This is a genomic window from Streptomyces capparidis, from assembly GCF_054782095.1.
Genome location: NZ_BAAGTD010000001.1, coordinates 279,187 through 303,183 on the forward strand (window position 1 = coordinate 279,187; position 23,997 = coordinate 303,183).

The following is a 23,997-nucleotide window of genomic DNA, read 5'->3' on the forward strand; positions in this document are numbered from 1 at the left end:
GCCGGGCGGGCTCAGGCCCCGACCACTCCGTCGATCCCCTCCCGGAGGAAGTCCGCGTGCCCGTTGTGCCGGGCGTACTCGTGGATCATGTGCAGCATCACCAGCCGCAGCGACACGTCCCGCCCCCACCGCGCGTTGTGGGCGACCACGTCCAGGGACTCCGCGGCCCGCTCGATGCGCCGGGCGTGCTCCACCTCCTCCTGCCACGCCGTGAACGCCTCCGACCGGGTGGCGCCGCTCGCGTCGTACGCCGCCTGGTAGTCGCCCTCGGGCGACCACAGCAGCGGCACGTCCTCGCCGCCGATCACCCGCCGGAACCAGTTCCGCTCCACCTCCGCCATGTGCCGCACCAGGCCCAGCAGGGTCAGCGTGGACGGCGGCATGGAGCGGCGCCGCAACTGCTCGTCGGTGAGGCCCTCGCACTTCCACGCGAGGGTGGCGCGGTGGTAGTCGAGATAGGCGCGCAGCATCTCGCGCTCGTCCGCGATCATGGGCGGGTCGATGCGCTCGACGGTCATGGCGGGCTCCTTTCGCAGGGGCGGGAACGGCGGATTCTCGCACGGGCGCTCGACCACCCGCCGGGAATTCGATTGCCGGATCGCGGGCCCGGTGCTGAGGTGGCCCGATGAACACGGACGCGGTACTGGCCCGCTTCGACCGCCAGCTCAGGGCGGACGCCCGCCCGGACGTCCCCGGCTCCCGGGTGGAGCGGGTCGGGAGCGTGGTGCGGCAGGTCGGGGCGGGGGACTACGGGTGGAGCGGCGTCCTGTGGTCGGACCTGGACGCGGCCGGGGCGGACGCGGCCATCGCCGAGCAGGTCCGGTACTTCACCGGCGTCGGCCGGGAGTTCGAGTGGAAGCTGTACGGCCACGACCGGCCGCGGGACCTGGGGGAGCGGCTGGCGGCGGCCGGGTTCGAGCCGGAGGAGACGGAGACGCTGCTGGTCGCGGAGGCGGCGGAGCTGGCGCCCGGGTACGAGCTGCCCGAGGGCGTCCGGCTGCGCCCGGTGGACGACCCGCAGGGCGTGGAGCTGGTGGTCCGCGCCCATGAGCTGGCGTTCGGCACCGACAGCTCCCGCATCGGGCGGCAACTGCTCGCGCAGCTCACCCACGCCCCGCGGGACGTGGTGGCGGTCGTGGCGATGGCGGGCGACGAACCGGTGAGCGCGGCACGGATGGAGCTGTACCCCGGCACGGACTTCGCCGGCCTGTGGGGCGGCGGCACCGCGGCGGAGTGGCGGGGGCGGGGCATCTACCGGGCGCTGGTCGCCCACCGCGCCCGGATCGCGGTGGAGCGCGGCTACCGCTTCCTCCAGGTGGACGCCTCCGACGACAGCCGCCCGATCCTGCTGCGCCTGGGCTTCACGGCGCTGGGCACCACCACCCCGTACGTGTACCGGCCGCGGGCCTGACACCTGACGGCAGCCGCGGCGGACGCGCGGGCGGCGCCGCGGCGGGCGGGCGTCACGGCCCGCCGCTCCCCGCACCGCCGTCCCCCACCGCCGCCTCCCGCTCCTCCCGCCGCTGCTCCCGCGCCATCCGCACCAGCGAGTGCGCCTCCTCGATCACCTCGTCCAGCACCTCGCGGGAGCGCACCAGGTCGCTGATGGTGCGGTCGATGCGGGCCCGCTCCACCTCCAGGTTGCGGACCAGGTCGGGGGAGGCGGTGGACCTGCCGCCCTGGGTGCGCAGGCACGGCAGCAGCTCGGCGATCTTGCTGCTGCACAGCCCGGCCGCGAACAGCTCCTGGATGCAGATCACCCGGTCCACGGCCTCCGCCGGGTACTGGCGGTGGCCGCCGGGGGTGCGGTCGGAGGCGAGCAGGCCCTGCTCCTCGTAGTAGCGCAGGGAGCGTTCGCTGACGCCGGTCCTGGCCGAGAGTTCCCCGATGCGCATGCCGCACTCCTGAAGGCTCGCCCGCACGGCCGCGCCCGCGCGAGGACGCCGCCGCACTTGAACTTCACGTCAATGTGAGGTTCTACGGTAACCGCCATGACCGAGCCCACGAAGCCCAGTCGGCAGCGGCCGGAGCCGCTGCTCCGCCCCTACTCCTCCGCCGTGCTCGCCCTGCCCAACCGCGTCGTCATGGCGCCGGTCACCCGGTTCCGCGCCGACGAGGACGGGGTGCCGCAGCCGTTCGTCGCCGACTACTACGCCCAGCGCGCCGGCGCCGGCCTGATCGTCACCGAGGGCATCTGGCCCAGCCACCGCGGCCAGGGCGGGTGGCGCATGCCGGGCCTGGCCACCGAGGCGCACGTCGCCGGGTGGCGGGCCGTCACCGCCGCCGTGCACGCCGCGGGCGGGCGGATCTTCGCCCAGCTCATGCACGCCGGGCGGGCCACCCACCCGCTGGCCAGGATCGACGGCGGGCAGCCCATCGGCCCGTCCGCGGTGCCCGTGCCGTACCCGGTGCACACCCGCGACGGCAAGCGGGAGGCCGTGCCGCCGCGGGCCATGACGCGCCGGGACATCGCCGTCGCCGTGGACGACTACACCACCGCCGCCCGCAACGCGGTGCGCGCCGGGTTCGACGGGGTGGAGCTGCACGGCGCGAACAGCTACCTCATCCACCAGTTCCTCGCCGACAACACCAACCTCCGCACCGACGAGTACGGCGGCTCCACCGCCGGGCGGATCCGCTTCCCCCTCCAGGTGGTGCGGGCGGTGGCCGACGCGGTCGGCCCGGAGCGGACCGCGCTGCGGCTGTCCCCCGGCAACCCGCAGTCCGGCATGGCCGAGGCGGACCCGGGCCCGGTGTACCGCGCCCTGCTCCGGGCCCTGGCCCCGCTCGGCCTGGCCTACCTGCACCTGACGGAGGGGAGCCCGCACTACCCGGCGCTGGCGGACCTGCGCCCGCTGTGGCCGGGCACCCTGATCGCCAACGTGGGCGAGAACCGCGAGCCGACCACCCCGGAGCAGGCCGCGGAGGTGCTGCGCTCCGGCCGCGCCGACCTGGTCTCCTTCGGCCGCGCCTTCATCGCCAACCCCGACCTGCCCCGGCGTATCGCCACCGGGGCGCCGCTGGCCCCGGTCAGGGACGCGTACCTCTACACCCACGGCCCCGAGGGGTACAGCGACTACCCGTCCCTGCCGGACGAGCCCTCCGCGACTTCCGCGGCCTCCGCCGCCCCCGGCAGGGCCAGGGCCCGGTCCACCAGCGCGCCCGCCGCCCCCGTGTAGCCGACCGGGTCCAGCAGCTCGTCGAGCTGCTCCTCGGTCAGCGCCTTGTGCACCAGGGGGTCGCGGCGCAGCGCGGCGCCCAGCGGCTCCCCGGCCTCGGCGGCCAGCCGGGACGCCGCGGCGAGCAGGTCCTTCGCCGCGACCTTGCCCACGATCGGGGTGAGCCGGGCGGCCACCCGCTCGGCGGCGATCCGCCCGCCGGTGAGGCCCGCGTTCGCCCGCATGCGCTCGGCGGACACCGTGAGACCGCCGGCCAGCTCCGCCGCGCGGCAGGCCGCGCCGCCCGTCAGCCGCAGGATGTCGCGCAGCGGCTGCCACTCGGCGTGCCAGGCCCCGGCGGAGCGCTCGTCCTCGCTCGGCAGGCAACCGAGCACCGTCGCCGCGAGCTGCGGGGTCTGCAACGCCGCGGACCGGATCGCGGTGGACAGCACCGGGTTCCGCTTCTGCGGCATCGCCGAGGACACGCCGCGCCCCGCGGGCGCCGGCTCGTGCAGCTCGCCGGCCTCGGTGCGGGTCAGCGCCAGCACATCGACCGCGATCTTGCCGAGCGCCCCGGTGGTGAAGGCGCCCGCGACGGCGACGTCCACCACCGGGGTGCGCAGCACGTGCCAGGGCAGCGGCGGGGCGGCCAGCCCCAGCTCGTCGGCGAAGGCGCGGGTCAGGGCCGCGGTGTAAGCGGCCGGGTCGGCGCCCCCGGAGTGCTCCAGGTACCCGGCGAGGGTCCCGGCGGCGCCGCCGAGCTGGACCGGCAGCGCCGAGCGGGCCCGCTCCACCCGGGCGGCGGCGTCCAGGACCGACTGCCGCCAGCCCGCCGCCTTCAGGCCGAACGTCGTCGGGACGGCGTGCAGCGCCAGCGTCCGGCCCGCCATCAGGGTGTCGCGGTGCTCGGCGGCCAGGGCGGCGAGCGCCCCGGCCGTGCGGTCCAGGTCGGCGGCGACCGCCCCCAGGGCCCGCCGGGCGACCAGCATCGTCGCGGTGTCCAGGATGTCCTGGCTGGTGGAGCCCCGGTGCACGTACTCGGCCGCCTCCGGGTCGCGCTCGGCCACGGCGGCGGTGAACGCGTTGACCAGGCCCACCACCGGGTTGGCCGCCTCGGGCGCCTGGCGGGCCAGGGCCAGCGGGTCGAGCCGCCCGTCCGCGGCGGTCTCGGTGATCACCCGGGCGGCCGCCTCGGGCACCGTGCCCAGGCGGGCCTGCGCCCGGCTCAGCGCAGCCTCGGCCTCCAGCATGGCGGCCAGCCACGCCCGGTCGCCGACCAGCGACTCCACCGGGGTGCCCGCCCACACGGGGGAGAGCAGTCCGATGTCGCCGTCCGGCGCGCCGGGGGCGGCGCCCTCGGGGAAGGGCTCGGTGCCGTGCGCGGTCACGCGCTCATCTCCTCTCCGAGCGCCGGCCGGTGCGGTGCGCGGGCCGGCGCGCCCGGCGGCGGCACGTCGACCGCCGCCTCCCGGACCAGGGAGAGTACCGCGCGGGCCACCGCGTCGGTGTCGGTCAGCGTCACCGAGCCGACGCCGGGCCGGATGCCGGCGGCCGTCACCCAGTGCACCCCCTCGGTGGGCACCCCGACCGCGAAGCGCCGCGGGTGGGGGCGGCCCTGGGCGTCCACCACGCGGTAGGGGCGCTCGGTGACGTCCAGGCCCCCCGTCTCGTACCCGCCGTCCACACCGGCGATCCGGAACGGCCGGCACTGGCCGGCGGCGAGCAGCCCGCTCAGCAGCGGGTCCGCGGTGGCGCGCAGATCGACCGCGGGCAGGCGGGCCTCCACCACGGCCCGGGTGCGCACCGCGGACCCGGGCACCCGCGGGGAGTGCGCCACGAACCGCCCGTCCTCGGCGCAGGCCGTCACCCGCAGCTCGGGGCCGATCAGGTGCAGCACGCCCGCCTCGATGAGCGCGGTCATCTCCTCCACCCGCCGGGCCGGCGGGCCGATGGACAGCAGCGCGTTCAGCGGCGTGTACCAGCCGTCCACGTCCCGCTCGTGGGAGTCGCCCGCCACGCCGCCGTGGTCGATGGCCAGCCGGATCTCGTTGCGCAGGTCGCGCAGCACGTCGAGCGCGGACTTCAGCGGGCTGGTCAGGTTGCCCCTGCGGGCCTCGGCGACGTCGCCGCGCAGGTACTCCAGCATCCAGTCGCGGAACTCCTCGGCGCCGCCGAACTCCAGGTCCCGGAAGGGGCGGGACACCGCGGACCAGTCCCAGCGCTCGCCCGGGCCGATGCCGTGGCGCCGCAGCAGCGCGGCGCGCCCGGCGCTTTCCGGCATGCTCGCCGCGTAGTCCACGCCGAACCGGTGGACCTCCGCGGCCCGGCCCCGCGCGGCCATCAGCCGGCTGTAGTACACGATCTCCACCTCGGTGGCGATCAGCGGCCACAGCGTCTCGCCGAAGTCGAGGCCCACCCCGTCGGCCGCCGCCCTGGCCCGCAGCTTTTCGGCCGTCTCGGCGGTGAGCAGCGCGGGCTCGTGCCGCCCGTACGCGCCCTTCTCGTTCTCGCCGCGCGCGTGGTACGGGACGCCGCTGCGCGAACCGGCGTACAGCACCGGCTCCCGGGACGACGGCTCGTACACCAGTCGCCCGCCGCGCCGCGTGTACCGGCCGCCGCGGCCCTCGGTCAGCAGCGCCATGTGGTCGAAGAAGTTCAGGCCCAGGCCCCGCAGCACCACCGGCTCGCCCGGCGGCAGCGCGGACAGGTCCAGGTCGGCGGGGTTGGCGGGCGGCACGTACGTCAGCCCGTGCTCAGCGGCGAAGGCCGACCACCGGGCCTCCTCGGGCGACGGCCGCAGCGGCAGATGGCCCTGGGCGAGCACCACCGCGTCCAGCCCGTCGAGCACGGTGCCGCCGTCCAGCTCGACGACCTGCCGGGTGCCGTGCCCGGCGCTGTCGCGCAGCGCGGTCGCCCGGCGCCGGTGCACGACGACGGAGACGCCCTCCGGGGCCCGCTCCACCACGCGGGTGAAGGCCCACCGGTAGTAGGCGCCGCACAGCGCCCGGGTGGGGTAGTCGTCCGGGCCGAGCCCGCGCGCCTCCCGGGCCAGCTCCTCGTCCAGGCCCGCGCCCCCGCGCGCCGCGTCTGCGGCCCACCGGTGCAGGCTCGGGCCCGGCTCCAGGGGCCCGTCCATCTCGACGCTCGCGTCCGTGAACACCGAGACCTGACCGGCCACCGTGTTCATCAGCAGACGACGCGACTGGTCCACCCGCCACACCTGACCCGCTCCCGGGGGGTGAGGGTCCACCACGTGCACGGTGACGGGGGTGACCCGCCTTCCGTGACGCGCGTTCGCGCAGATCCGCTCCAGGATCGACAGCCCGCGCGGCCCCATCCCGACCACGCAGACCTGACGGTGCCGCGACGGCTCGGATCCGCTGACCCCATTCATTCGCACGTCCGTCCTCCGTCTTGTGGACATCGTTCGGTCAGCCGGGACCGGCCCCTCGTCCGAGCGGCCCGCGGCGCAGGCGACCGTTCCAAGGGGACCTTGACGGGTCCTCGACGGCGGGTTCAGCGAAAAGACAGGAAGAAGGCCCTCGCGGCTCGAGGCGGGCGACTTCGATGGCGGGAAACCTCCGCGGCGGGCCCCGTGGCGCGCACGGTCCCCCGTGCGGAGCGCCCTCCCGCCGAACCGCCCCGCCCCGGCCCCCACCTGCGCCTGGCCACCCCCGCCGGCCGGCTCCGGCACCCTCCCCGCACCGCCTCCCGCCGACCGGGCGGGGTGCCGGGACGGGCCCGCCCAAGCCGCTGAGATCCCGCTGAGACGAACCCCCCGTGTACCCCCTACAGGTGGCGCGGTGTCGCGCGGAGCGGGGTGTCAAACACGGCATATACCTACGGATCGCACCTTTCCGCCTGTCGTCGCGCGACCGGGAAGCCCCCGCCCCTCCACCCCGGACCATCGGGCAACCGCCCTGTACATACCGACGAATCCCGGCCCCCGGCGGCCTGGCACTCCATCCGAGACCCGCGCCACCCCGCCCCCGATCTGACCGCCGTCTCAGCCCGGTCCCCGCCCCGGCGAACCCGCGACACGGACCCCCGCCCCACGCGCCCGCCCCGGTTCCACGGCTCTCCCGCGGCCCCGGGCCGCCGGTTCCCGGGGGCGCGCCCTCCCGGAAGCACCCCGCCCCGGCCCGCCCGGGATGTCCTCAGTCCCGTGGCTTCCCCGTCGTCCCCCGGATCACCAGCGCCGGGTCAAGCACCGTTTCGCCGGGGGCGGTGGTGGGGTCCTCCAGGCGGGTGATGGCCGCGTTCACGGCGGCCTGCGCGATCCGGGCGGTGTCCTGCCGGACCGTGGTCAGGTTGATGTGGGACAGGTGCGACAGGTGGCTGTCGTCGTAGCCGACCACGGACAGGTCGCGGGGGATGTCGACGCCCGCCCGGCCCAGGGTGTGCATCAGGCCCAGCGCGCACCGGTCGTTCGCGGCGAGGACCGCCGTCGGCAGCTCGGCGCCGTCCAGCAGCCGCTGCCCGGCCGCCATGCCCGCCTCCTCGCTGTGCGCGCCGGGGATGACGTGGATCCGGTCGGTGAGGCCGTGGCGGCGCATGGCCGCGCGGTAGGCGCGGCGGCGGTCGGCGGAGCCGGGGCCGGTGCCGCCGTCGATGTGGGCGACGCGGCGGTGGCCGAGTTCGACCAGGTGGTCGACGGCCTGGCGTATGCCCTTGGTGTCGGCGCTGTGCACGCTGTCCACGTGCGCCCCGGGGACCCGCCGCCCGACCACGACCACGACGCTGCGGCGGCCGAGGTCGTCCAGGTGCGCGGAGTCGGCGGCGGAGCCGAGCAGGATCAGGGCTTCGCAGCGGTGGCCGAGCAGGGCGTCCACGGCCTTGCGCTCGTCGCGTCCGGGGGCGCTGGCGGAGAGCAGCACGTCGTAGCCGTGCCGTTCCGCCTCCTGGTAGACGACCTCCACCACGTCCGCGTGGAAGGGCTGGTGGACGTTCATCATCACGCCGAGGGTGCGGCTGCGCCCGCGGGCGAGCAGCCGCGCGGCGTTGTCGGGGCGGTAGCCGAGCTCCTCCGCGGCCCGGAGCACCCGTTCGCGGGTCTCCCGGCCCGCGCCGGGCTGGTTGCGGAAGACGAGGGAGACCAGCGCGCGGGACACGCCGACCCTCGCGGCGACGTCGGCCATGGTGGGGCGCCGGCCGGGGGCGGGGCGGGGGCCGCCCGCGGGCCGGCCCGGGGGGTCGTCGTCCTGCACGAGGCGCTACCTGCTCTCCGTCCGCCAGGTGTCACCGGATCCGGGCCCGCCGGATCCGCGCCCGCCGCGGGCCCGCCGAATCCGGGCCGCGTTTGCTCCGGGCCCCTTGACACTGCCTGTGACCGGAAACATAGTACTCGGGACTAGAGCGCGACAGTAGAGCGCGCAAGCTCTCCGACGAGCCGCCCCGCCGCCCCGATCCGGGGCATTGGAGGTACCACCGGTGCGTGACGAGCAGCCGCCGCCCCAGGGCGGCGCCCCGCAGGCGGCGGGGAGCGCCCCGCTGGACGTGCTGGCCATGGGCAGGGTGGGCGTGGACGTCTACCCGCTCCAGACCGGCGTCGGCCTGGAGGACGTCACCTCCTTCGGCAAGTACCTCGGGGGCAGCCCCACCAACGTGGCGGTGGCCGCGGCCCGGTACGGGCGCTCCGCGGCGGTCGTCACCAAGACCGGGGACGACCCGTTCGGCCGCTTCGTGCGCAAGGCGCTCACCGGGTACGGGGTCAGCGACCGGTACGTCGGGGTGGCGCAGGGGCTGCCCACCCCGGTCACCTTCTGCGAGATCTTCCCGCCGGACCACTTCCCCCTCTACTTCTACCGGCAGCCCAAGGCCCCCGACCTGGAGATCCGCCCCGAGGAGCTGGACCTGGACGCGGTGCGCTCCGCGCGGATCCTGTGGGTGACCGGCACCGGCCTGTGCGACGAGCCGAGCCGCTCGGCGACGCTGGCCGCGCTCCGGGCCCGCGGCGGGCGGGGGATCACCGTGCTCGACCTGGACTACCGGCCGATGTTCTGGCGCTCCCGCGAGGAGGCCCGCGAGTGGGTGGGCCGGGCGCTGCCGTACGCGACGGTCGCGGCGGGCAACCTGGACGAGTGCCGCACCGCCGTCGGGGTGCGCGAGCCGCGCGAGGCCGCGGCGGCGCTGCGGGAGCGCGGGGTGTCGCTGGCCGTGGTCAAGCAGGGGCCGAAGGGCGTCCTGGCCGTGGACGACTCCGGGGCGGTCCAGGTGCCGCCGGTGCCGGTGGAGGTGGTCAACGGGCTCGGCGCGGGCGACGCGTTCGGCGGGGCGCTGTGCCACGGGCTGCTGGCGGGCTGGGAGCTGCGGCGGGTGATCGAGTTCGCGAACGCGGCGGGCGCCTGTGTGGCCGGGCAACTGGCCTGCTCGGACGCCATGCCGACGGAGGCGCAGGTCCGCGCGGCGCTAGGCGAGGTGGCCGATGCCTGAGCGCACGACGGGCCCGGCGGCGGCGGAGCGGGTGGCGCGGATAGTGCGGACCCGGGCGCACCGACCTGGGGCCGTGGCCGAGGCCGCCGCCCGGCGGCGCCCCGCCCCCTCGGTGCTCGGCGAGGCCGGCCGGGCCATGATCGTCGCCGCGGACCACCCGGCCCGCGGCGCCAACGCCGTCGGCGGCGACCCGACCGCCATGGCCGACCGCGGCGAGCTGCTGGACCGGCTGTGCGCGGCGCTGGAGCGGCCGGGGGTGACGGGGGTGCTGGCCACCGCCGACATCCTGGAGGACCTGCTGCTGCTCGGCGTGCTGGACGGCAAGGCCGTGTTCGGCTCGATGAACCGGGCCGGGATCGCCGGTTCGGTGTTCGAGGCCGACGACCGGTTCACCGGCTACGACGCCCGGACCGTGGCCGCCATGCGCTTCGACGGCGGCAAGATGCTCACCCGCGTCGTGCTGGACGACCCCGCCACCCCGTCGGTGCTGGAGAGCTCGGCGCGCGCGGTGAACGAGCTCGCCGAGCGCGGCCTGATCGCGCTGGTCGAGCCGTTCCTGTCCCGCTGGGAGGACGGCAGGCTGCGCAACGACCTCAGCCCGGACGCGGTGATCCGCTCCATCACCATCGCCTCGGGCCTGGGCCGCACCTCCGCCTACACCTGGCTGAAGCTGCCCGTGGTGGAGGACATGGAACGGGTGCTGGCCTCCTCGACCCTGCCGGTGCTGCTGCTCGGCGGCGAGGTGCACGACGCGGACGCCGCGTTCGCCGCCTGGGGCAGGGCGCTGGCCCTGCCGACCGTCTGCGGCCTGGTGGTGGGCCGCTCCCTGCTGTACCCCGCCGACGGCGACGTCGCCGGGGCCGTCGACCGGGCGGTGAGCCTGCTGTGACCACCTTCGACCGCGACCTGCACCTGCCGGCGGGCAGCACCGCCGACGGGCCGTTCCCCGTGCTGATCACCCCGGAGTCCGCCGGCTGGGGCCACTCGGGCCTGTCCGTGCTGCACCTGGCCGCGGGGGAGTCCCGCGCCGTGGCCACCGGGGACGCCGAGACGCTGGTGCTGCCCCTCGCCGGCGACTGCACCGTCGAGGTGGACGGCGAGCGGTTCGCCCTGGCCGGCCGGGACGGCGTCTTCTGCGCCCCCACCGACTTCGCCTACCTGCCGCGGGACGCCGAGGCGGTGCTGCGCAGCGAGCGCGGCGGCCGGTTCGCCCTGCCGTCCGCGCGCTGCTCCCGCCGCCTGCCCGCCCGCTACGGGCCGGTCGAGGGCGTGCCGGTGGAGCTGCGCGGCGCGGGCGCCTGCTCGCGGCAGGTCAACAACTACTGCCTGCCGGACACCTTCGAGGCGGACCGGCTGATCGTGTGCGAGGTGCTCACCCCGGGCGGCAACTGGTCCTCCTACCCGCCGCACAAGCACGACGAGGCGCGGGAGGGCGAGAGCGAGCTGGAGGAGATCTACTACTTCGAGGTGGCGGACGGGCCGCACGGCCCCGGCCTGGGCTACCAGCGGGTGTACGGAACCGAGGACCGCCCGGTGGACCTGCTCGCCGAGGTCCGCACGGGTGATGTGGTGCTGATTCCGCACGGCTGGCACGGCCCGTCCGTCGCCGCGCCGGGCTACGACCTGTACTACCTGAACGTGATGGCCGGACCGGGCCCGGAGCGGGCCTGGCTGATCTGCGACGACCCGGCGCACGCCTGGGTGCGCGGGACCTGGGACGGTCGGCCGGCCGACCCCCGGCTCCCGTTCGGGAAGGCTGCCCGCCGCGGGCCCGCAGCGAGCGGAAAGGACGGTGGTTGAGGTGTCGTCCGGGACGGTGCGCCTGACCACGGCGCAGGCACTGGTGCGGTTCCTCGCGAACCAGTGGAGCGAACGGGACGGGGAGCGGCAGCGGCTGATCCCCGGCGTGTTCGGCATCTTCGGGCACGGCAACGTGGCCGGGCTCGGGCAGGCGCTGCTCCAGGCCGCCCGCACCGGCGAGGCCGACCTGCCGTACCACCTGGCCCGCAACGAGCAGGGCATGGTGCACACCGCCGTCGCGTTCGCGAGGATGCGGGACCGGCTGGCCACGTACGCCTGCACCGCCTCCACCGGGCCCGGGTCCACCAACATGATCACGGGCGCGGCGCTGGCCACCACCAACCGGCTGCCGGTGCTGCTGCTGCCCAGCGACATGTTCGCCACCCGCTTCCCCGACCCGGTGCTCCAGCAACTGGAGGACACCCGGGCGGGCGATGTGACGGTCAACGACGCGTTCCGGCCGGTCTCGAAGTGGTTCGACCGGATCAGCAGGCCCGAGCAGCTCGTCCCCGCGGCGATGGCCGCGATGCGGGTGCTGACCGACCCGGCGGAGACCGGCGCGGTGACGCTGTGCATGCCGCAGGACGTCCAGGCGGAGGCGTACGACTGGCCGGCGGCGTTCTTCCGCGAGCGGGTCTGGCACATCCCGCGGCCCGCCGCCGACCCGGCCGCGCTGGAGCGGGCCGCCGCCGCGCTGCGCGGGGCCCGCAGGCCGCTGGTCGTCGCGGGCGGCGGCGCCGTGTACGCGCGGGCCGTGGCCGAGCTGCGGGCGTTCGCCGAGGCGACCGGGATCCCCGTCGCCGACACCCACGCGGGCAAGGGCGCGGTGCCGTGGGACCACCCGTGCGCGGTCGGCGGCCTCGGCTCCACCGGCACCGCCGCCGCGAACGCGCTGGCGGCCGAGGCGGACGTGGTGCTGGGCGTCGGCACCCGCTACAGCGACTTCACCACCGCGAGCCACACCGTGTTCGGCGACCCGGAGGTGGTGTTCGTCAACCTCAACGTGGCCCGGCTGGACGCCGCCAAGCACGCCGCCGTGGAGCTGGTCGCCGACGCCCGCTCGGGCCTGACCGCCCTCACCGGGGCGCTGGCCGGCTGGCGGGCCCCCGAGCCGTGGACGGCCCGCGCCCGGCGACTGGCCGGGGAGTGGCGGCGCGTCACCGACGCCTGCTACCACCTGGGCCACGGCCCGCTGCCCGCCCAGACCGAGATCCTCGGCGCCCTGAACGAGCTCACCGGCGAAGGGGATGTGGTGATCAACGCGGCCGGGAGCATGCCGGGCGACCTCCAGAAGCTGTGGCGGGCCCGCGACCCGAAGTCCTACCACGTGGAGTACGCCTACTCCTGCATGGGCTACGAGGTCGCCGCCGGGCTCGGCGCCAAGCTCGCCGACCCGGGGCGCGAGGTGTTCGTGCTGGTCGGCGACGGCTCGTACCTGATGATGTCGCAGGAGCTGGTCACCATGGTCGCCGAGGGCGTCAAGGTGGTGGTGATCGTGGTGCAGAACCACGGCTTCGCCTCCATCGGCGCGCTGTCGGAGTCGCTGGGCTCCCAGCGGTTCGGCACCAGCTACCGCTTCCGCGACCCGGCCAGCGGCGACCTGGACGGCGAGGTGCTGCCGGTGGACCTGGCCGCGAACGCCGCCAGCCTGGGCGCCGAGGTGATCAGGGCGGACGGCGTGGCCGGATTCCGGGACGCCGTCGCGCGGGCCAGGAAGGCCGCCCGCACCACCGTCATCCATGTGGAGACCGACCCGCTCGCCCCGGGGCCGCCCTCCAGCGCCTGGTGGGACGTGCCCGTCGGCCAGGAGGCGGAGCTGGAGAGCACCCGCAAGGCGTACGCCGACTACCGCGCGGCCAAGCAGGCCCAGCGCCACTACCTGTGACCCGCCGAGGAGGCGACGTGAGGACCATCGAGCACTGGATCAACGGGCAGGCCACCGCGGGCGGATCCACGCGGTCCGCGCCGGTGTGGAACCCGGCCACCGGCGCCGAGCGGGCCAGGGTGCTGCTCGGCGGCCCCGCCGAGGTGGACGCCGCCGTCACCGCCGCCGCGAACGCCTTCGAGACCTGGCAGGACTCCTCGCTGAGCCGGCGGACCCGGGTGATGTTCGCGCTGCGCGAGCTGCTGGTGAAGCACGAGGACGAGCTGGCGCGGCTGATCTCCGCCGAGCACGGCAAGGTCGTCGACGACGCCCGCGGCGAGATCGTGCGCGGCCGGGAGGTCGTGGAGTACGCCTGCGGCATCGCCGACGCGCTCAAGGGCGGCTTCTCCGACCAGGTGTCGCGGGACGTGGACGTGCACGACTTCCGGCAGCCCCTCGGGGTGTGCGCGGGCATCACCCCGTTCAACTTCCCGATCATGGTGCCGCTGTGGATGCACCCGATCGCGATCGCCACCGGCAACACCTTCGTGCTCAAGCCCAGCGAGCGCGACCCTTCGGTGTCGAACCTCGTGGCGTCGCTGTACGCCGACGCGGGGCTGCCCGACGGCGTGTTCAACGTGGTCCACGGCGACAAGGCGGCGGTGGACGCGATCCTCGACCACCCCGGCGTCGCCGCGGTGTCCTTCGTCGGCTCCACCCCGATCGCCAGGTATGTGCACCGGCGCGCCTCGGAGTCCGGCAAGCGGGTGCAGGCGCTGGGCGGCGCCAAGAACCACGCGGTGGTGCTGCCCGACGCCGACCTGGAGTTCGCCGCGAGCCAGTTGACCGCGGCCGCGTTCGGCTCGGCCGGGCAGCGGTGCATGGCCGTCTCCGTGGCCGTGGCGGTCGGGGACGCCGCGGACGCGCTGGTGCCGGTGCTGGAGCGCAAGGCCCGCGAGGTGCGGGTCGGCCCCGGCGACGACCCGGCGAGCGAGATGGGGCCCGTCGTCACCGAGGCCGCGCGGAAGCGGGTGGCCGGCGCCGTCGCCAAGGGCGCCGAGCAGGGCGCCGCGGTGGTCGTGGACGGCCGGGACCTGAAGGTGGCCGGCCACGAGGACGGCTTCTTCGTCGGTCCCACCGTCCTGGACCGCGTCACCCCCGCGATGGACGCCTACCGGGAGGAGATCTTCGGCCCGGTGCTGTCCGTGGTCCGCGTGGACACCCTGGACGACGCGATCGCGCTGATCAACGCCAACCCGTACGGCAACGGCACCGCGGTGTTCACCGCCGACGGGGAGTCGGCCCGGCGGTTCCAGCGCGGGGTGCGGGTCGGCATGATCGGCGTCAACGTGCCCATCCCGGTGCCGATGTCCTACTACTCCTTCGGCGGCTGGAAGGACTCCCTCATCGGGGACAGCCCCATCCACGGGCCCGCGGGCGTGCGCTTCTACACCCGCGCCAAGGTCGTCACCACCCGGTGGCCGCATGTGCACCGCTCCGTGGAGGCCGCCTTCCACTTCCCCACCTCCTCCTGACCGCGCCACCCCCAGCCCCACCGTGAAAGGACCCAGGGCCATGACTACGGCGTCCACCTCCGCCGGCCCCGGCGCGAGCCCCCGCGTCGTCGCGGGCAACCTCTGCCTCGGCTCGGCGCCCGACTCGTGGGGCGTGTGGTTCCCCGAGGACGAGCACCAGGTGCCCTACACCCGCTTCCTGGACGAGCTGGCCGCCGCCGGGTACTCGTGGTTCGAGCTCGGCCCGTTCGGCTACCTGCCCACGGACCCGCGGCGACTGGCCGAGGAGATCGGCTCCCGCGGCCTGCGCGTCTCCGGCGGCACCGCCTTCGCCGCCCTGCACCGGCCCGACCTGTGGGAGCAGACCCTCGCCACCGTCCGGAGGGTCGCCGAGCTGACCGCGGCCGCCGGCGCCCACCACCTGGTGGCCATACCGGCGATGTACCGGGACGAGAGGACCGGCGCCTTCACCGAGAGCCCCACCCTGGACGCCGGGCAGTGGCGGGCCATGGCCGGCGTCGCCGACGGCCTCGGCCGGATCCTGCTGGAGGAGTACGACGTGCGGCTGTGCGTGCACCCCCACGCGGACAGCCACATCCAGACGCAGCCCGAGATCGAGCGCTTCCTGGACGCCACCGACCCGCGGTACGCCAACCTGTGCCTGGACACCGGCCACGTCGCCTACGGCGGCGGCGACGCGGTGGACCTGATCCGGCGCTGCGGCGACCGGGTGGAGTACGTCCACATCAAGCAGATGGACCCGGAGATCATCGCCCAGGTCGCCGCGGAGGACCTCTCCTTCGGGGAGGCCGTGCGGCGGGGGGTGTGCGTCTCGCCGCCCGCCGGGGTGCCCGACCCGGCCGCCGTGGTGGCGGAGCTGTCCGCGCTGGACGGCGAGGTGTTCGTCATCGTCGAGCAGGACCTGTACCCGTGCGCGCCGGACGTCCCCCTGCCGATCGCCCGCCGCACCCGCGAGTACCTGGCCTCGTGCGGCCTGTCCGGCACCACCCGCCCGGCCTCCCGGGTCACCCGCGGCACCGGCGGCACCCGGGGCGTTGCTCGCGAGAGGGGGGCCCGCTCGTGACCGTCCGTGTGGGAGTCATCGGGACCGGCATGATCGGCCGGGACCACATCCGGCGGCTGACCGAGGTCACCTACGGCGCGCGGGTCGTCGCCGTCACCGACATCGACGCCGCCCTCGCCGCCCGGGTCGCCGCGGACTCGGGGGCGCGGGCGCTGGCCACCGGGGCCAAGGTGGTCGCCGACCCGGAGGTGGACGCGGTGGTCGTCACCTCGTGGGGGCCGACGCACGCCGAGCACGTGCTGAACGCCGTCGCCGCGGGCAAGCCCGTCTTCTGCGAGAAGCCGCTGGCCACCGACCCGGAGGACTGCCTGCGCATCGTCGAGGCCGAGATGGCGCACGGCAGCCGGCTGGTGCAGGTGGGGTTCATGCGGCGGTACGACGCCGGGTACCGCGAGCTGAAGCGGATCGTGGAGGGCGGCGCGATCGGCCCGGCGCTGCTGGTGCACTGCGCGCACCGCAACGCGGGCTCGCCGCCGTGGTACACCACCGAGATGGCGGCGCTGGACACGGCCGTGCACGAGATCGACGTGCTGCGGTGGCTGCTGGACGACGAGATCGTCACCACCCAGGTGATCGTGCCCCGCTCCACCGGCCGCGGCCCCGCGGGGCTGAGGGACCCCCAGTTCATGCTGTTCGAGACGGCCTCCGGGACCCGGATCGACCTGGAGGTCTTCGTCAACTGCCAGTACGGGTACGACATCGCCTGCGAGATCGTCGGCGAGACCGGCCTGGCCCGCCTCCCCGACCCGGCCCGCGCCCTGGTCCGCACCGGCGGCGAGTCCCGCACGGCCGTGGTCCAGGACTGGAAGGAGCGCTTCGGCGCCGCCTTCGACGTGGAGTTCCAGGAGTGGGTCGCCTCCGTCGCGGCGGGCCGCACCACCGGACCCTCCGCCTGGGACGGCTACGCCGCCACGGTGATCACCCGCGCGACGGTGGAGTCCCTGGACACGGGCCGCGTGGTGCCCGTGGACATGAAGGACCGCCCGGAGTTCTACGCGTAGCTCCGGCGATCCCCACGCGTGGCGCGGCGGGCCGCCCGGGCAGCCCCGGGCGGCCCGGCGCGCTCCCGCGCCGGCGCTTCCCCGCTCACGGCCGCAACTGGAGGACCCGGGCCAGGCTGCCCGCCGTCAACTGGTCGCGGCTGATGATCAGCTCGGGCAGGGGGGTGCCCTCGGTCAGGGCGCGCAGGACGCGGGCGGCCGCCTCCCAGGGCGCCCAGGCGGGGGAGCGCTCCGGGGCGAGCGGGCGGACGGTGAAGCCGTGGGCGGCGGCGACCAGCGGCAGGGCGGAGTCCAGCGGCGCGGACGAGCTGCTCACCGCGACCGGCACGCTGTGGCTCAGCAGGGCGTCGGTGATGGTCGCGCTGGTCAGCCGCGAGTAGTGGATGTCGTGGAACACCCCGCGCAGCCACGCGTCCGAGGAGCGCATCTCCACGGGCAGCACCACGTGCCCGGTGTCGGCGGGCTGGCGGCTGGTGTCCTCGGTGATGCGCTCCCACTCCGCGTACGCCGGCCGCAGCCGGTACGCGCTGCCGCAGTCGGCGGCCAGCGCCGAGTTCGCGGTCACCACGGCCGCCGCGAGCGGCCCGCCGGGCAGCCACACCAGGATCGACACCGCCAGGGTGTCCCCGGCCCCCGTGACCAGGAAGTTCCGCAGCGAACCGCTGATCGACAGGGAAAGGAAGGAACGCTTCTCCTCACGGCACCGCTGCACCTGCGCCAGCCGGCTCCTGCCGTCCCCCAGCGCCCCGACCACCTTCAGCCCCGGCACGTGCGGGCGCAGCGCGTGCTCGGCGTCGGCGAACAGGGTGTCCCGGGCGTGCTGCACGTTCTGCCACCACTGGGCGGCGGCCCTGGGCACCCCGGCGGGCGGACGGGTGTCCGCGGGCGACGCGTAGTCCTTGGCCAATAACTCGACGCGGCCCCGGCCCGTGGTGGGCATGGGGATGCGGTGCAGGGTGTCCTCGACGTCCTCGTCCTGGTACAGCTCGGTGTGGACGTCGCGCAGCGAGCTCCAGACGGACGCGGCACCCACCCGGGCCATCGCCACCGCTTCCGGGCATGGCCGATCGTCCAACCTGGGCACGCTCATCCTCCTTGATGGCTCGCCTTCGGTCACGCGTCCCCCGCCACCGATGACGGACAACAGTACCCACCCCGAACGCGCCAACTACCTGCCCGTTTCCTGGAAGTTGAGTTCCTGGTAGGACTGTGGTCCCCAAGGGATGACCTGCCGTAGCCGCCGCCTCACGAAGCGAGAACCAAAGGCCCCGCCGAAGGAGACCCCGTGATCGACGACCACCGCCCCCAGGCCCGCGCCGAGGACGAGGAGCGGCACCTCGTCGTCTCCGTCCGCTTCCCCGAGGGGCTGCTCCAGCGCGTGCACGCCTTCGCCGCCGTGCGGAACTCCACCGCCAACGCGGTGATCCGCGAGGCGGTCGAGGAGCACATCCGCCGCCAGGTCCGCACCGAGGAGTTCCAGGAGGCCGGCCGCGCCCACGTCGAACGCGCCCAGGCGGCGGTGGCGTCGCTCGGCATCGGGGACGCGATGGGGGACGAGGACCCGGTGGTGGCCTGACCGCCGGGCGCCCGCCGTCCGGCGAGGGCCGATCATGTGCCGCGCGAGGGGCGGTCGGGCAGGCTGGGCGCCGGGCGGCCCGACCGGCGCGCCCCTCCCCGACGACGCGGCTCGCCGCATCGCCGAATTGCCGCGTCGCCGGGCCGTCACATCGTCGCCTCGCCGCACCGTCACACCGTCGCACCGTCACGTCGCCACCGAGGAGCCACCATGGACACCGCACAGCGCAGGATCGGATCCGGGTTCGGCGGTGAGTCCACCGCCGAGGAGGTGCTGCACGGCATCGACCTGTCCGGCTGCCTCGCCCTGGTCACCGGGGGCTACTCCGGGATCGGCCTGGCCACGGTGCGGGCCCTCGCCGGCGCGGGCGCCCGTGTGGTGGTGCCCGCCCGCAGGCCGGACGCGGCCCGGGACGCCCTGGCCGGCCTCGCCGGGGTGGAGGTGGACGCGCTGGACCTGGCCGACCTCGGCAGCGTCCGCGCGTTCGCCGAGCGCTTCCTCGCCACCGGCCGCACCCTGGACATCGTCATCGCCAACGCCGCGCTCCTGCCGTGCCCGCCGACCCGGGTGGGCCCCGGCTGGGAGGCGCAGTTCGCCGTCGACCACCTCGGCCACTTCGCGCTGGTCAACCTGTTGTGGCCGGCCGTCGAGGCGGGCGGGGCGCGCGTCGTCACCGTCTCCTCGGGCGCCCACCACCACACCGGCGTGCGCTGGGACGACGTGGACTTCCGCACCGGCTACGACAAGTGGCTGGCGTACGCGCAGGCCAAGACCGCCAACGCGCTGTTCGCCGCCCACCTCGACACGCTCGCCCGCGACCGGGGCGTGCGGGCCTTCTCCGCCAACCCCGGCGTCGTCCTGTCCTCCCTCCAGAACTCCCCGCTCCGCGACGAACTCGTCGAGCGGGGCTGGATCGACGCCGACGGCAACGCGACCGGCCCCGGCTTCAAGTCCTGCGAGCAGGGCGCGGCCACCCAGGTCTGGGCGGCCACCTCCCCCCGCCTGGCCGGCCTCGGCGGCCTGTACTGCGAGGACTGCGACATCGCCGAGCCCGCCGCCCCCACCCCCGGCGCCACCCCCACCGGCGTCCGCCCCCACGCCGCGGACCCCACCGAAGCCGCCCGCCTGTGGACCCTGTCGGCCGCCCGCACCGGCATCAACGCCTTTCCCACGGACCACTGAGACCACGGGGCGGCCGGGCGCTCAGCGGGTGCGGTGGACCGTGCCGCGGCGCTCGTACTCCAGCACCTCCTCGGTGAACAGGGCGGTGGCCGGGCCGTGGAGGCGTTCGACGAGCCACAGGGCCAGGTCCAGGCCCGAGGTGACGCCGCCGCAGGTGACCAGGTCGCCGTCGTCCACGACCCGTCCGCCGACGACCTCGGCTCCCCGGGCCGCCAGGTCCGCCTTCGCGGCGTGGTGCGTGGTGCACGGCCGCCCCGCGGTGACGCCCGCGGCAGCCAGCAGCATCGTCCCGGTGCACACCGCCGCCAGGACGAGCCCGGGGCGCTCGGCGGCGGCCAGCGCCCGGGGCAGGACGCCGCGACGGATCTCCGCGGCCACGCCGGGCCCCTCGCCCCGGTAGCCGCCGCCGGGCACCACGAGCACGTCGGCGGACCGGGGCGACCAGGGGGCGCGCACCACGATCTCCATGCCGGAGGAGGTGGTCACGGTCCGGGGGCCTTCGGCGGTGACGAACGTCTGCGTGATCCGGTGCCGGTGCCCGGCGATGCCGAAGACTTCCACCGGCCCGGCGAAGTCCTGCTCCTCCACGCCGTCGAACAGGACGGTGTGCACGCGCAGCGGCGCGTCGCGGTCCCGTCCCGCGGCGGACGCCGGGGCGGTGGAGGCCGCGCCGATGCCGAGGCCGGCGGTGGCGGCGGCGCCGGTGCGCAGCAGGTGCCGTCTGTCCATGTCGCTCGCTCCTTGGGGGTGGGCCGTCGGGTGTGCGGGGTCGTTCAAACGGTCGGACGGCGGCCGCTCCGGGTTCCGGGGACGTCGCCGCCGTCCCGTCCGCCGCCGCCGTCCCGTCCGCCGGCGTCGGTCCGCCGCAGGACGAGCAGCCCGCCGATCCCCGGGACGGCGGCCTGCCACCGGGTGCGGGTCGCGGCGGTGGCCGGGGTGGTCCAGGTGAGGGCGATGACGGCGAGATAGGCGGTGCCGTGCACGGGCCCGCACAGCGTCGAGACCGGCTCCGCGTGCACCGTGACCAGGTTGAGCAGCAGCACCGCCAGCGAGACCGCCTCGGTGGCGGCGGCGAACCGCAGGGCGCGCACCGGGTCACGCCCCCGTGGTGGAGCCGGGCCGGACGATCATCAGCACGACGACGACCGCCCACAGCAGGTTGAACACCCCGGTGAGCCCGGCGAGCCGCGCCGCCGCCGCCCGCGCCCCGGCCTCGTCCGCCTCGGCGGCGCCATCCGCCCCGGCGGCGCCCTCCCCGCCGCCCGCGGTCGCCAGCATCCGCCGCTGCCCCGGCAGCACGGCCATCGCCAGCAGGGCCGCGGCGGCCGTCGTCAGCAGGATCGACGCGATCAGCCACGCGTCGGTGAGCACCCCCATCTGCGCCCCGGTGGCCAGGCCGAAGACGGGCACGGCCACCCCGACGACGGTGTACCGGCGGCAGATGCCGTGCAGGAAGGCGGCGGTCCCGGCGGCCCGCCCGCCCGCCGCGTCCGGGGGTTGGCGGGCGTAGCGCGGGAACGCCGAGGCGGCCACCGCCACCGGCCCGATCGCCAGGATCGCCGCCAGGACGTGCACGGACAGCAGGAACTTGGTCACCACGACCCCCTGTTTCGCCTCGCTGGTGCAGTAGGGCACCAACACGTTGGTAACCAATGTATAGGACGTCTACGAGCCCCATGTACGCTGCTGCCATGAAGGGAGATGCGGTGCGAGGGCACCTGGACGGTCTGCTGCTGTCCGTCCTGGAATCGGGCCCACTGCACGGTTACGCGATCATCACCGCCGTCCAGCAGCGCAGCGGAGGAGCCCTGGAGCTGCGCACGGGCACGATGTACCCGGCGCTGAACCGGCTGGAGCGGCTCGGCCTGCTCCACAGCACCTGGCAGTCCGTCGGCGAGCGGCGGCGCCGCTGCTACGAACTGACCGAGGCGGGCCGCCGCACCCTGGCGGACGAGCGGACGGCCTGGCGGGCCTTCACCACCGCCATCGGCTCCGTCCTCGACCCGGCCCCGGCCCCGGCCCCTGGAGGAGTCACGTGACGGCGCCCGCCCGCGGCCCCGACCCCATCGCGGAGCACGTCGCGGCGCTGGACGCGGCCCTGCACGGGCCGGAGCGGGTCAAGGCCCGGATGCTGGCCGAGGTCCGCGACGGCCTCGCCGACGCCGCGGCCGACCTCGCCCACGAGGGGGACCCCGGGGACGGGGCGGCCCGGCGGGCGGTGCGGGACTTCGGGACGGTGGCGGAGGTCGCGCCGAGCTTCCAGCAAGAGCTGACCATCGCTCAGGCCCGGCGGACCGCCAGGGCCGTCGCGCTCACCGTCCCGTTCCTCATCGCCTGCTGGTACCTGGTGGGCGCCGCCCACCACAGCCGGGGCCGCGACGTGCCCCCCGTCGCCCAACTGGCCGCCGCCCACCTCGGCGGCGCCGCGGCCGGGGCCGCCCTGCTCGCCGCCGCCTGCCTGGCCGCCACCGGCGCCCTCGCCCGCCGCCTGCCCACCCCCCGCCGCCTGCCCCTGCTGGTCGCCTGGACCGGCACCACCGCGGCCGTGGCCCTCGGCGTCAGCGCCCTGACCCTCACCACCGCCTCACTCCTCGCCGCGAACTGGCCCCTGAGCCTCCTCGCCGGCGCCCTCACCCTCGCCTCCCACGCCAAACTCGCCGCCTCCGCCCGAGCCTGCCGCGAGTGCGCCCGCCTGCCCCTGGCCGCCCCGGGGGCCTGACGGCACCCGCGGCGCGCGCGGCGGCGGCCCCGCCGACCGGCCCGGCGCGGCACGGAGGCCGAGCCTCGGTTGGCGCAAAGAGGCTTCGCGGGACGGAGCGGATCTGGAGACTTGATCCATGACCATGGCCACCGACGGCAAGGCCCCCGGCCCCATACGCTTCTACCTGGTCTGCGACCGGCCGGGGTGCGGCACGCGGACCACGTTCGACGTCGTGGTGGAGGACGCGGGCCCGTCCCTGGAGGACGACCTGTGGGGCCACATCACCCACCGGGCCACCGCCGGCGCCCCCCGCGCCGCCGAACTCGGCTGGACCTACCTCCAGGGCGACGGCCACTGGTGCCCCCGCTGCTCGGACCCGGTGGACCGGGCCGAAGGGGGCCGCTGACCGCCGGGTCCGACACGCGGACGGCGCGGACCGGTCACCGCCCCGCCCCCCGCGCCCGGGCGATCACCTCGTCGTACACGCCCGCCACCCGCTCCGCCAGGCGGGGCCAGGCGTAGGGGCGGGCGGTGCGGTGGGCCGTTTCGCCGAGGTGGGTGGCGAGGGAGGGGTGGGTCAGGACGCGGTCGATGGCGGCGGCGAAGGAACGGGGGTCGCCCGGGTCGGCCAGCAGGCCGTTCTCGCCGTCCCGGATCAGGTCGGGGATGCCGCCCACGCGGCCCGCGACGACGGGGCGGGCCGCGGCCATGGCCTCCACCAGGACCGAGCCCAGCTCCTCGTACACGCTCGGCAGGACCAGCACGTCGATGTGCTCCAGGACGGCGGGGATGCGGGTGTGCGGGAGGAAGCCCGTGAAGTGGGCCCGGCCGCGGGCGCGGGCTTCGAGCGCGGGGCGGCAGGGGCCGTCGCCGACGATGAGCAGGGCGGCGGGGACGCGGCAGTGGCGGTGGGCGTCGAGGAGGGTGGCGACGCCCTTCTGGGGGGCGAGGCGGCCGATGTAGGCGATCCGGGGGCGGGGGAGGCCGGGGAAGGGGTCGGGGCGGCCCTCGGCGAACAGGGCGGGGGAGAAGCCGGACGGGATGACGTGCAGGCGGGAGGGCGGGACGCCGTCGTCCGCCAGGTGCCGCGCCGCGGTGGGGGTGAGGACGACGACGGCGTCCGCGGCGGCCACCGAGCGCCGCTCCACCCGGCCCCCCAGCAGCCGCAGCAGGGCCGTGCGCGGTGAGCCGTCGCGGAGGGTGTGGCGCAGGCTGCAATGGAGGGTGACGACCAGGGGGCAGCGGTGCCTGGCGGCGGCCAGGCGGGCGACGGGGAGGACGGCCAGGTCCTCGCCGGAGTGGGCGTGCACCACGTCGAACGGGCCCCGGGCGCGCAGCGCGGCCACCAGGGCGGGCGGTGCCCACAGTTGGCGCAGGGCGGGGACGCGGATCCCGGTGCGGGCCACCACCGCGCGCTCCCCGAGGCGGGAGCGGCCCGCGGGGCCCGCCAGGCGGGAGGTGAGCACGTACTGGCGCAGACCGAGGCCGTCCAGGCAGCGGGTGAGCTCGGCGACGTGGTTCTGCATGCCGCCGACGGGGTCGAAGCGCACCCAGTCCGGGGTGAGGTCCAGCGGCTCGAACACCGAGGCGAGGCGGAGGACCCGGGGCGGCGGCGCGGGGGCCCGGGGCCCTCCGGCGCGGCGCGCGGGTGCGGTCATGCGGCCACCCAACCAGGGGCGCGCACC

At 76.0% G+C, this 23,997-nt stretch carries 24 protein-coding genes; 14 read left to right on the forward strand and 10 right to left on the reverse strand.

Annotated features, from left to right (window positions below):
• Window positions 1-11: 11 nt before the first annotated feature.
• Entirely contained in the window at window positions 12-518 is a 507-nt protein-coding gene (locus tag ACYVO2_RS01280) for a DinB family protein (RefSeq protein ID WP_461005612.1), read from the reverse strand.
• A gap of 107 nt (window positions 519-625) precedes the next feature.
• On the opposite strand from ACYVO2_RS01280, the gene ACYVO2_RS01285 reads away from it, so the two are divergent.
• Entirely contained in the window at window positions 626-1,411 is a 786-nt protein-coding gene (locus ACYVO2_RS01285; RefSeq protein WP_461005613.1) for a GNAT family N-acetyltransferase, read from the forward strand.
• Between the two features lie 52 nt (window positions 1,412-1,463).
• On the opposite strand, the gene ACYVO2_RS01290 is transcribed toward ACYVO2_RS01285, so the two are convergent.
• On the reverse strand, window positions 1,464-1,895 hold the full coding sequence (locus ACYVO2_RS01290; RefSeq protein WP_461005614.1) for a MerR family transcriptional regulator: 432 nt from the start codon (window positions 1,893-1,895) through the stop codon (window positions 1,464-1,466).
• A 96-nt stretch (window positions 1,896-1,991) separates the two neighbouring features.
• Between ACYVO2_RS01290 and ACYVO2_RS01295 the strand changes: the two genes are divergently transcribed.
• Window positions 1,992-3,179: an alkene reductase gene (locus tag ACYVO2_RS01295; RefSeq protein ID WP_461005615.1), complete on the forward strand. Its 1,188-nt coding sequence runs from the start codon at window positions 1,992-1,994 to the stop codon at window positions 3,177-3,179.
• Here the strand turns inward: ACYVO2_RS01295 and ACYVO2_RS01300 are convergent.
• The 3 genes from ACYVO2_RS01300 to ACYVO2_RS01310 all read right to left on the reverse strand — a co-directional run bounded on the left by ACYVO2_RS01300 (window position 3,077) and on the right by ACYVO2_RS01310 (window position 8,296).
• Complete coding sequence (locus ACYVO2_RS01300) at window positions 3,077-4,546, reverse strand: nitrosuccinate lyase (RefSeq protein ID WP_461005616.1); 1,470 nt, start codon at window positions 4,544-4,546, stop codon at window positions 3,077-3,079. The two genes, ACYVO2_RS01295 and ACYVO2_RS01300, sit on opposite strands and share 103 nt — an antisense overlap.
• On the reverse strand, window positions 4,543-6,552 hold the full coding sequence (locus ACYVO2_RS01305) for an FAD/NAD(P)-binding protein (protein WP_461005761.1): 2,010 nt from the start codon (window positions 6,550-6,552) through the stop codon (window positions 4,543-4,545). The genes ACYVO2_RS01300 and ACYVO2_RS01305 overlap by 4 nt, the downstream gene beginning before the upstream one ends.
• A 763-nt stretch (window positions 6,553-7,315) precedes the next feature.
• Entirely contained in the window at window positions 7,316-8,296 is a 981-nt protein-coding gene (locus ACYVO2_RS01310) for a LacI family DNA-binding transcriptional regulator (protein WP_461005762.1), read from the reverse strand.
• Between the two features lie 367 nt (window positions 8,297-8,663).
• Here ACYVO2_RS01310 and iolC point away from each other — a divergent pair, with 367 nt between their 5' ends.
• From iolC to ACYVO2_RS01345, 7 genes are read left to right on the forward strand one after another with little or no spacing between them, the layout of a single operon-like run.
• Window positions 8,664-9,590 carry a 5-dehydro-2-deoxygluconokinase gene (iolC, locus tag ACYVO2_RS01315; protein ID WP_461005763.1) on the forward strand — a complete coding sequence of 309 codons (927 nt, stop codon included), beginning with the start codon at window positions 8,664-8,666 and terminating at the stop codon, window positions 9,588-9,590.
• A complete protein-coding gene (locus tag ACYVO2_RS01320) occupies window positions 9,583-10,479 on the forward strand; it encodes a Cgl0159 family (beta/alpha)8-fold protein (RefSeq protein ID WP_461005617.1) in 897 nt (298 codons plus the stop codon). The genes iolC and ACYVO2_RS01320 overlap by 8 nt, the downstream gene beginning before the upstream one ends.
• Complete coding sequence (gene iolB, locus ACYVO2_RS01325) at window positions 10,476-11,390, forward strand: 5-deoxy-glucuronate isomerase (RefSeq protein ID WP_461005618.1); 915 nt, start codon at window positions 10,476-10,478, stop codon at window positions 11,388-11,390. The genes ACYVO2_RS01320 and iolB overlap by 4 nt, the downstream gene beginning before the upstream one ends.
• Window positions 11,383-13,275, forward strand: a complete 1,893-nt coding sequence (gene iolD / locus ACYVO2_RS01330) for a 3D-(3,5/4)-trihydroxycyclohexane-1,2-dione acylhydrolase (decyclizing) (RefSeq protein WP_461005619.1) — start codon at window positions 11,383-11,385, stop codon at window positions 13,273-13,275. Before iolB ends, iolD begins: the two co-directional genes overlap by 8 nt.
• A 17-nt stretch (window positions 13,276-13,292) precedes the next feature.
• Window positions 13,293-14,789: a CoA-acylating methylmalonate-semialdehyde dehydrogenase gene (locus ACYVO2_RS01335; RefSeq protein WP_461005620.1), complete on the forward strand. Its 1,497-nt coding sequence runs from the start codon at window positions 13,293-13,295 to the stop codon at window positions 14,787-14,789.
• 40 nt (window positions 14,790-14,829) lie between these two features.
• Window positions 14,830-15,852 (forward strand): TIM barrel protein, encoded by a 1,023-nt coding sequence (locus tag ACYVO2_RS01340; protein ID WP_461005621.1) that lies wholly within the window; start codon window positions 14,830-14,832, stop codon window positions 15,850-15,852.
• The gene (locus ACYVO2_RS01345; protein ID WP_461005622.1) at window positions 15,849-16,853 is read left to right on the forward strand and encodes a Gfo/Idh/MocA family protein; all 1,005 of its coding nucleotides are present in this window, start codon (window positions 15,849-15,851) and stop codon (window positions 16,851-16,853) included. Before ACYVO2_RS01340 ends, ACYVO2_RS01345 begins: the two co-directional genes overlap by 4 nt.
• An 85-nt stretch (window positions 16,854-16,938) precedes the next feature.
• Here ACYVO2_RS01345 and ACYVO2_RS01350 read toward each other — a convergent pair whose 3' ends face one another.
• A complete protein-coding gene (locus ACYVO2_RS01350; RefSeq protein WP_461005623.1) occupies window positions 16,939-17,937 on the reverse strand; it encodes a hypothetical protein in 999 nt (332 codons plus the stop codon).
• A 201-nt stretch (window positions 17,938-18,138) separates the two neighbouring features.
• On the opposite strand from ACYVO2_RS01350, the gene ACYVO2_RS01355 reads away from it, so the two are divergent.
• Window positions 18,139-18,429 carry a hypothetical protein gene (locus tag ACYVO2_RS01355; protein WP_461005624.1) on the forward strand — a complete coding sequence of 97 codons (291 nt, stop codon included), beginning with the start codon at window positions 18,139-18,141 and terminating at the stop codon, window positions 18,427-18,429.
• Between the two features lie 210 nt (window positions 18,430-18,639).
• The gene (locus ACYVO2_RS01360; protein ID WP_461005625.1) at window positions 18,640-19,611 is read left to right on the forward strand and encodes an SDR family NAD(P)-dependent oxidoreductase; all 972 of its coding nucleotides are present in this window, start codon (window positions 18,640-18,642) and stop codon (window positions 19,609-19,611) included.
• Between the two features lie 21 nt (window positions 19,612-19,632).
• On the opposite strand, the gene ACYVO2_RS01365 is transcribed toward ACYVO2_RS01360, so the two are convergent.
• The 3 genes from ACYVO2_RS01365 to ACYVO2_RS01375 are packed head-to-tail and all read right to left on the reverse strand — an operon-like array spanning window position 19,633 to window position 21,207.
• Entirely contained in the window at window positions 19,633-20,340 is a 708-nt protein-coding gene (locus tag ACYVO2_RS01365) for a DJ-1/PfpI family protein (protein WP_461005626.1), read from the reverse strand.
• Between the two features lie 44 nt (window positions 20,341-20,384).
• Window positions 20,385-20,702: a DUF3817 domain-containing protein gene (locus ACYVO2_RS01370; protein ID WP_461005627.1), complete on the reverse strand. Its 318-nt coding sequence runs from the start codon at window positions 20,700-20,702 to the stop codon at window positions 20,385-20,387.
• Window positions 20,703-20,706: 4 nt separating this feature from the next.
• Window positions 20,707-21,207 (reverse strand): hypothetical protein, encoded by a 501-nt coding sequence (locus tag ACYVO2_RS01375; RefSeq protein ID WP_461005764.1) that lies wholly within the window; start codon window positions 21,205-21,207, stop codon window positions 20,707-20,709.
• 95 nt (window positions 21,208-21,302) lie between these two features.
• On the opposite strand from ACYVO2_RS01375, the gene ACYVO2_RS01380 reads away from it, so the two are divergent.
• The 3 genes from ACYVO2_RS01380 (at window position 21,303) to ACYVO2_RS01390 (ending at window position 22,718) form a co-directional block, all read left to right on the forward strand.
• Window positions 21,303-21,650: a helix-turn-helix transcriptional regulator gene (locus ACYVO2_RS01380; RefSeq protein ID WP_461005628.1), complete on the forward strand. Its 348-nt coding sequence runs from the start codon at window positions 21,303-21,305 to the stop codon at window positions 21,648-21,650.
• Window positions 21,647-22,330, forward strand: coding sequence for a permease prefix domain 1-containing protein (locus ACYVO2_RS01385; protein ID WP_461005629.1), 684 nt, complete (start codon window positions 21,647-21,649; stop codon window positions 22,328-22,330). Before ACYVO2_RS01380 ends, ACYVO2_RS01385 begins: the two co-directional genes overlap by 4 nt.
• 118 nt (window positions 22,331-22,448) lie before the next feature.
• Complete coding sequence (locus ACYVO2_RS01390) at window positions 22,449-22,718, forward strand: hypothetical protein (protein ID WP_461005630.1); 270 nt, start codon at window positions 22,449-22,451, stop codon at window positions 22,716-22,718.
• A 34-nt stretch (window positions 22,719-22,752) separates the two neighbouring features.
• Here ACYVO2_RS01390 and ACYVO2_RS01395 read toward each other — a convergent pair whose 3' ends face one another.
• Window positions 22,753-23,970, reverse strand: coding sequence for a glycosyltransferase family 4 protein (locus tag ACYVO2_RS01395; protein WP_461005631.1), 1,218 nt, complete (start codon window positions 23,968-23,970; stop codon window positions 22,753-22,755).
• Window positions 23,971-23,997 lie beyond the last annotated feature (27 nt).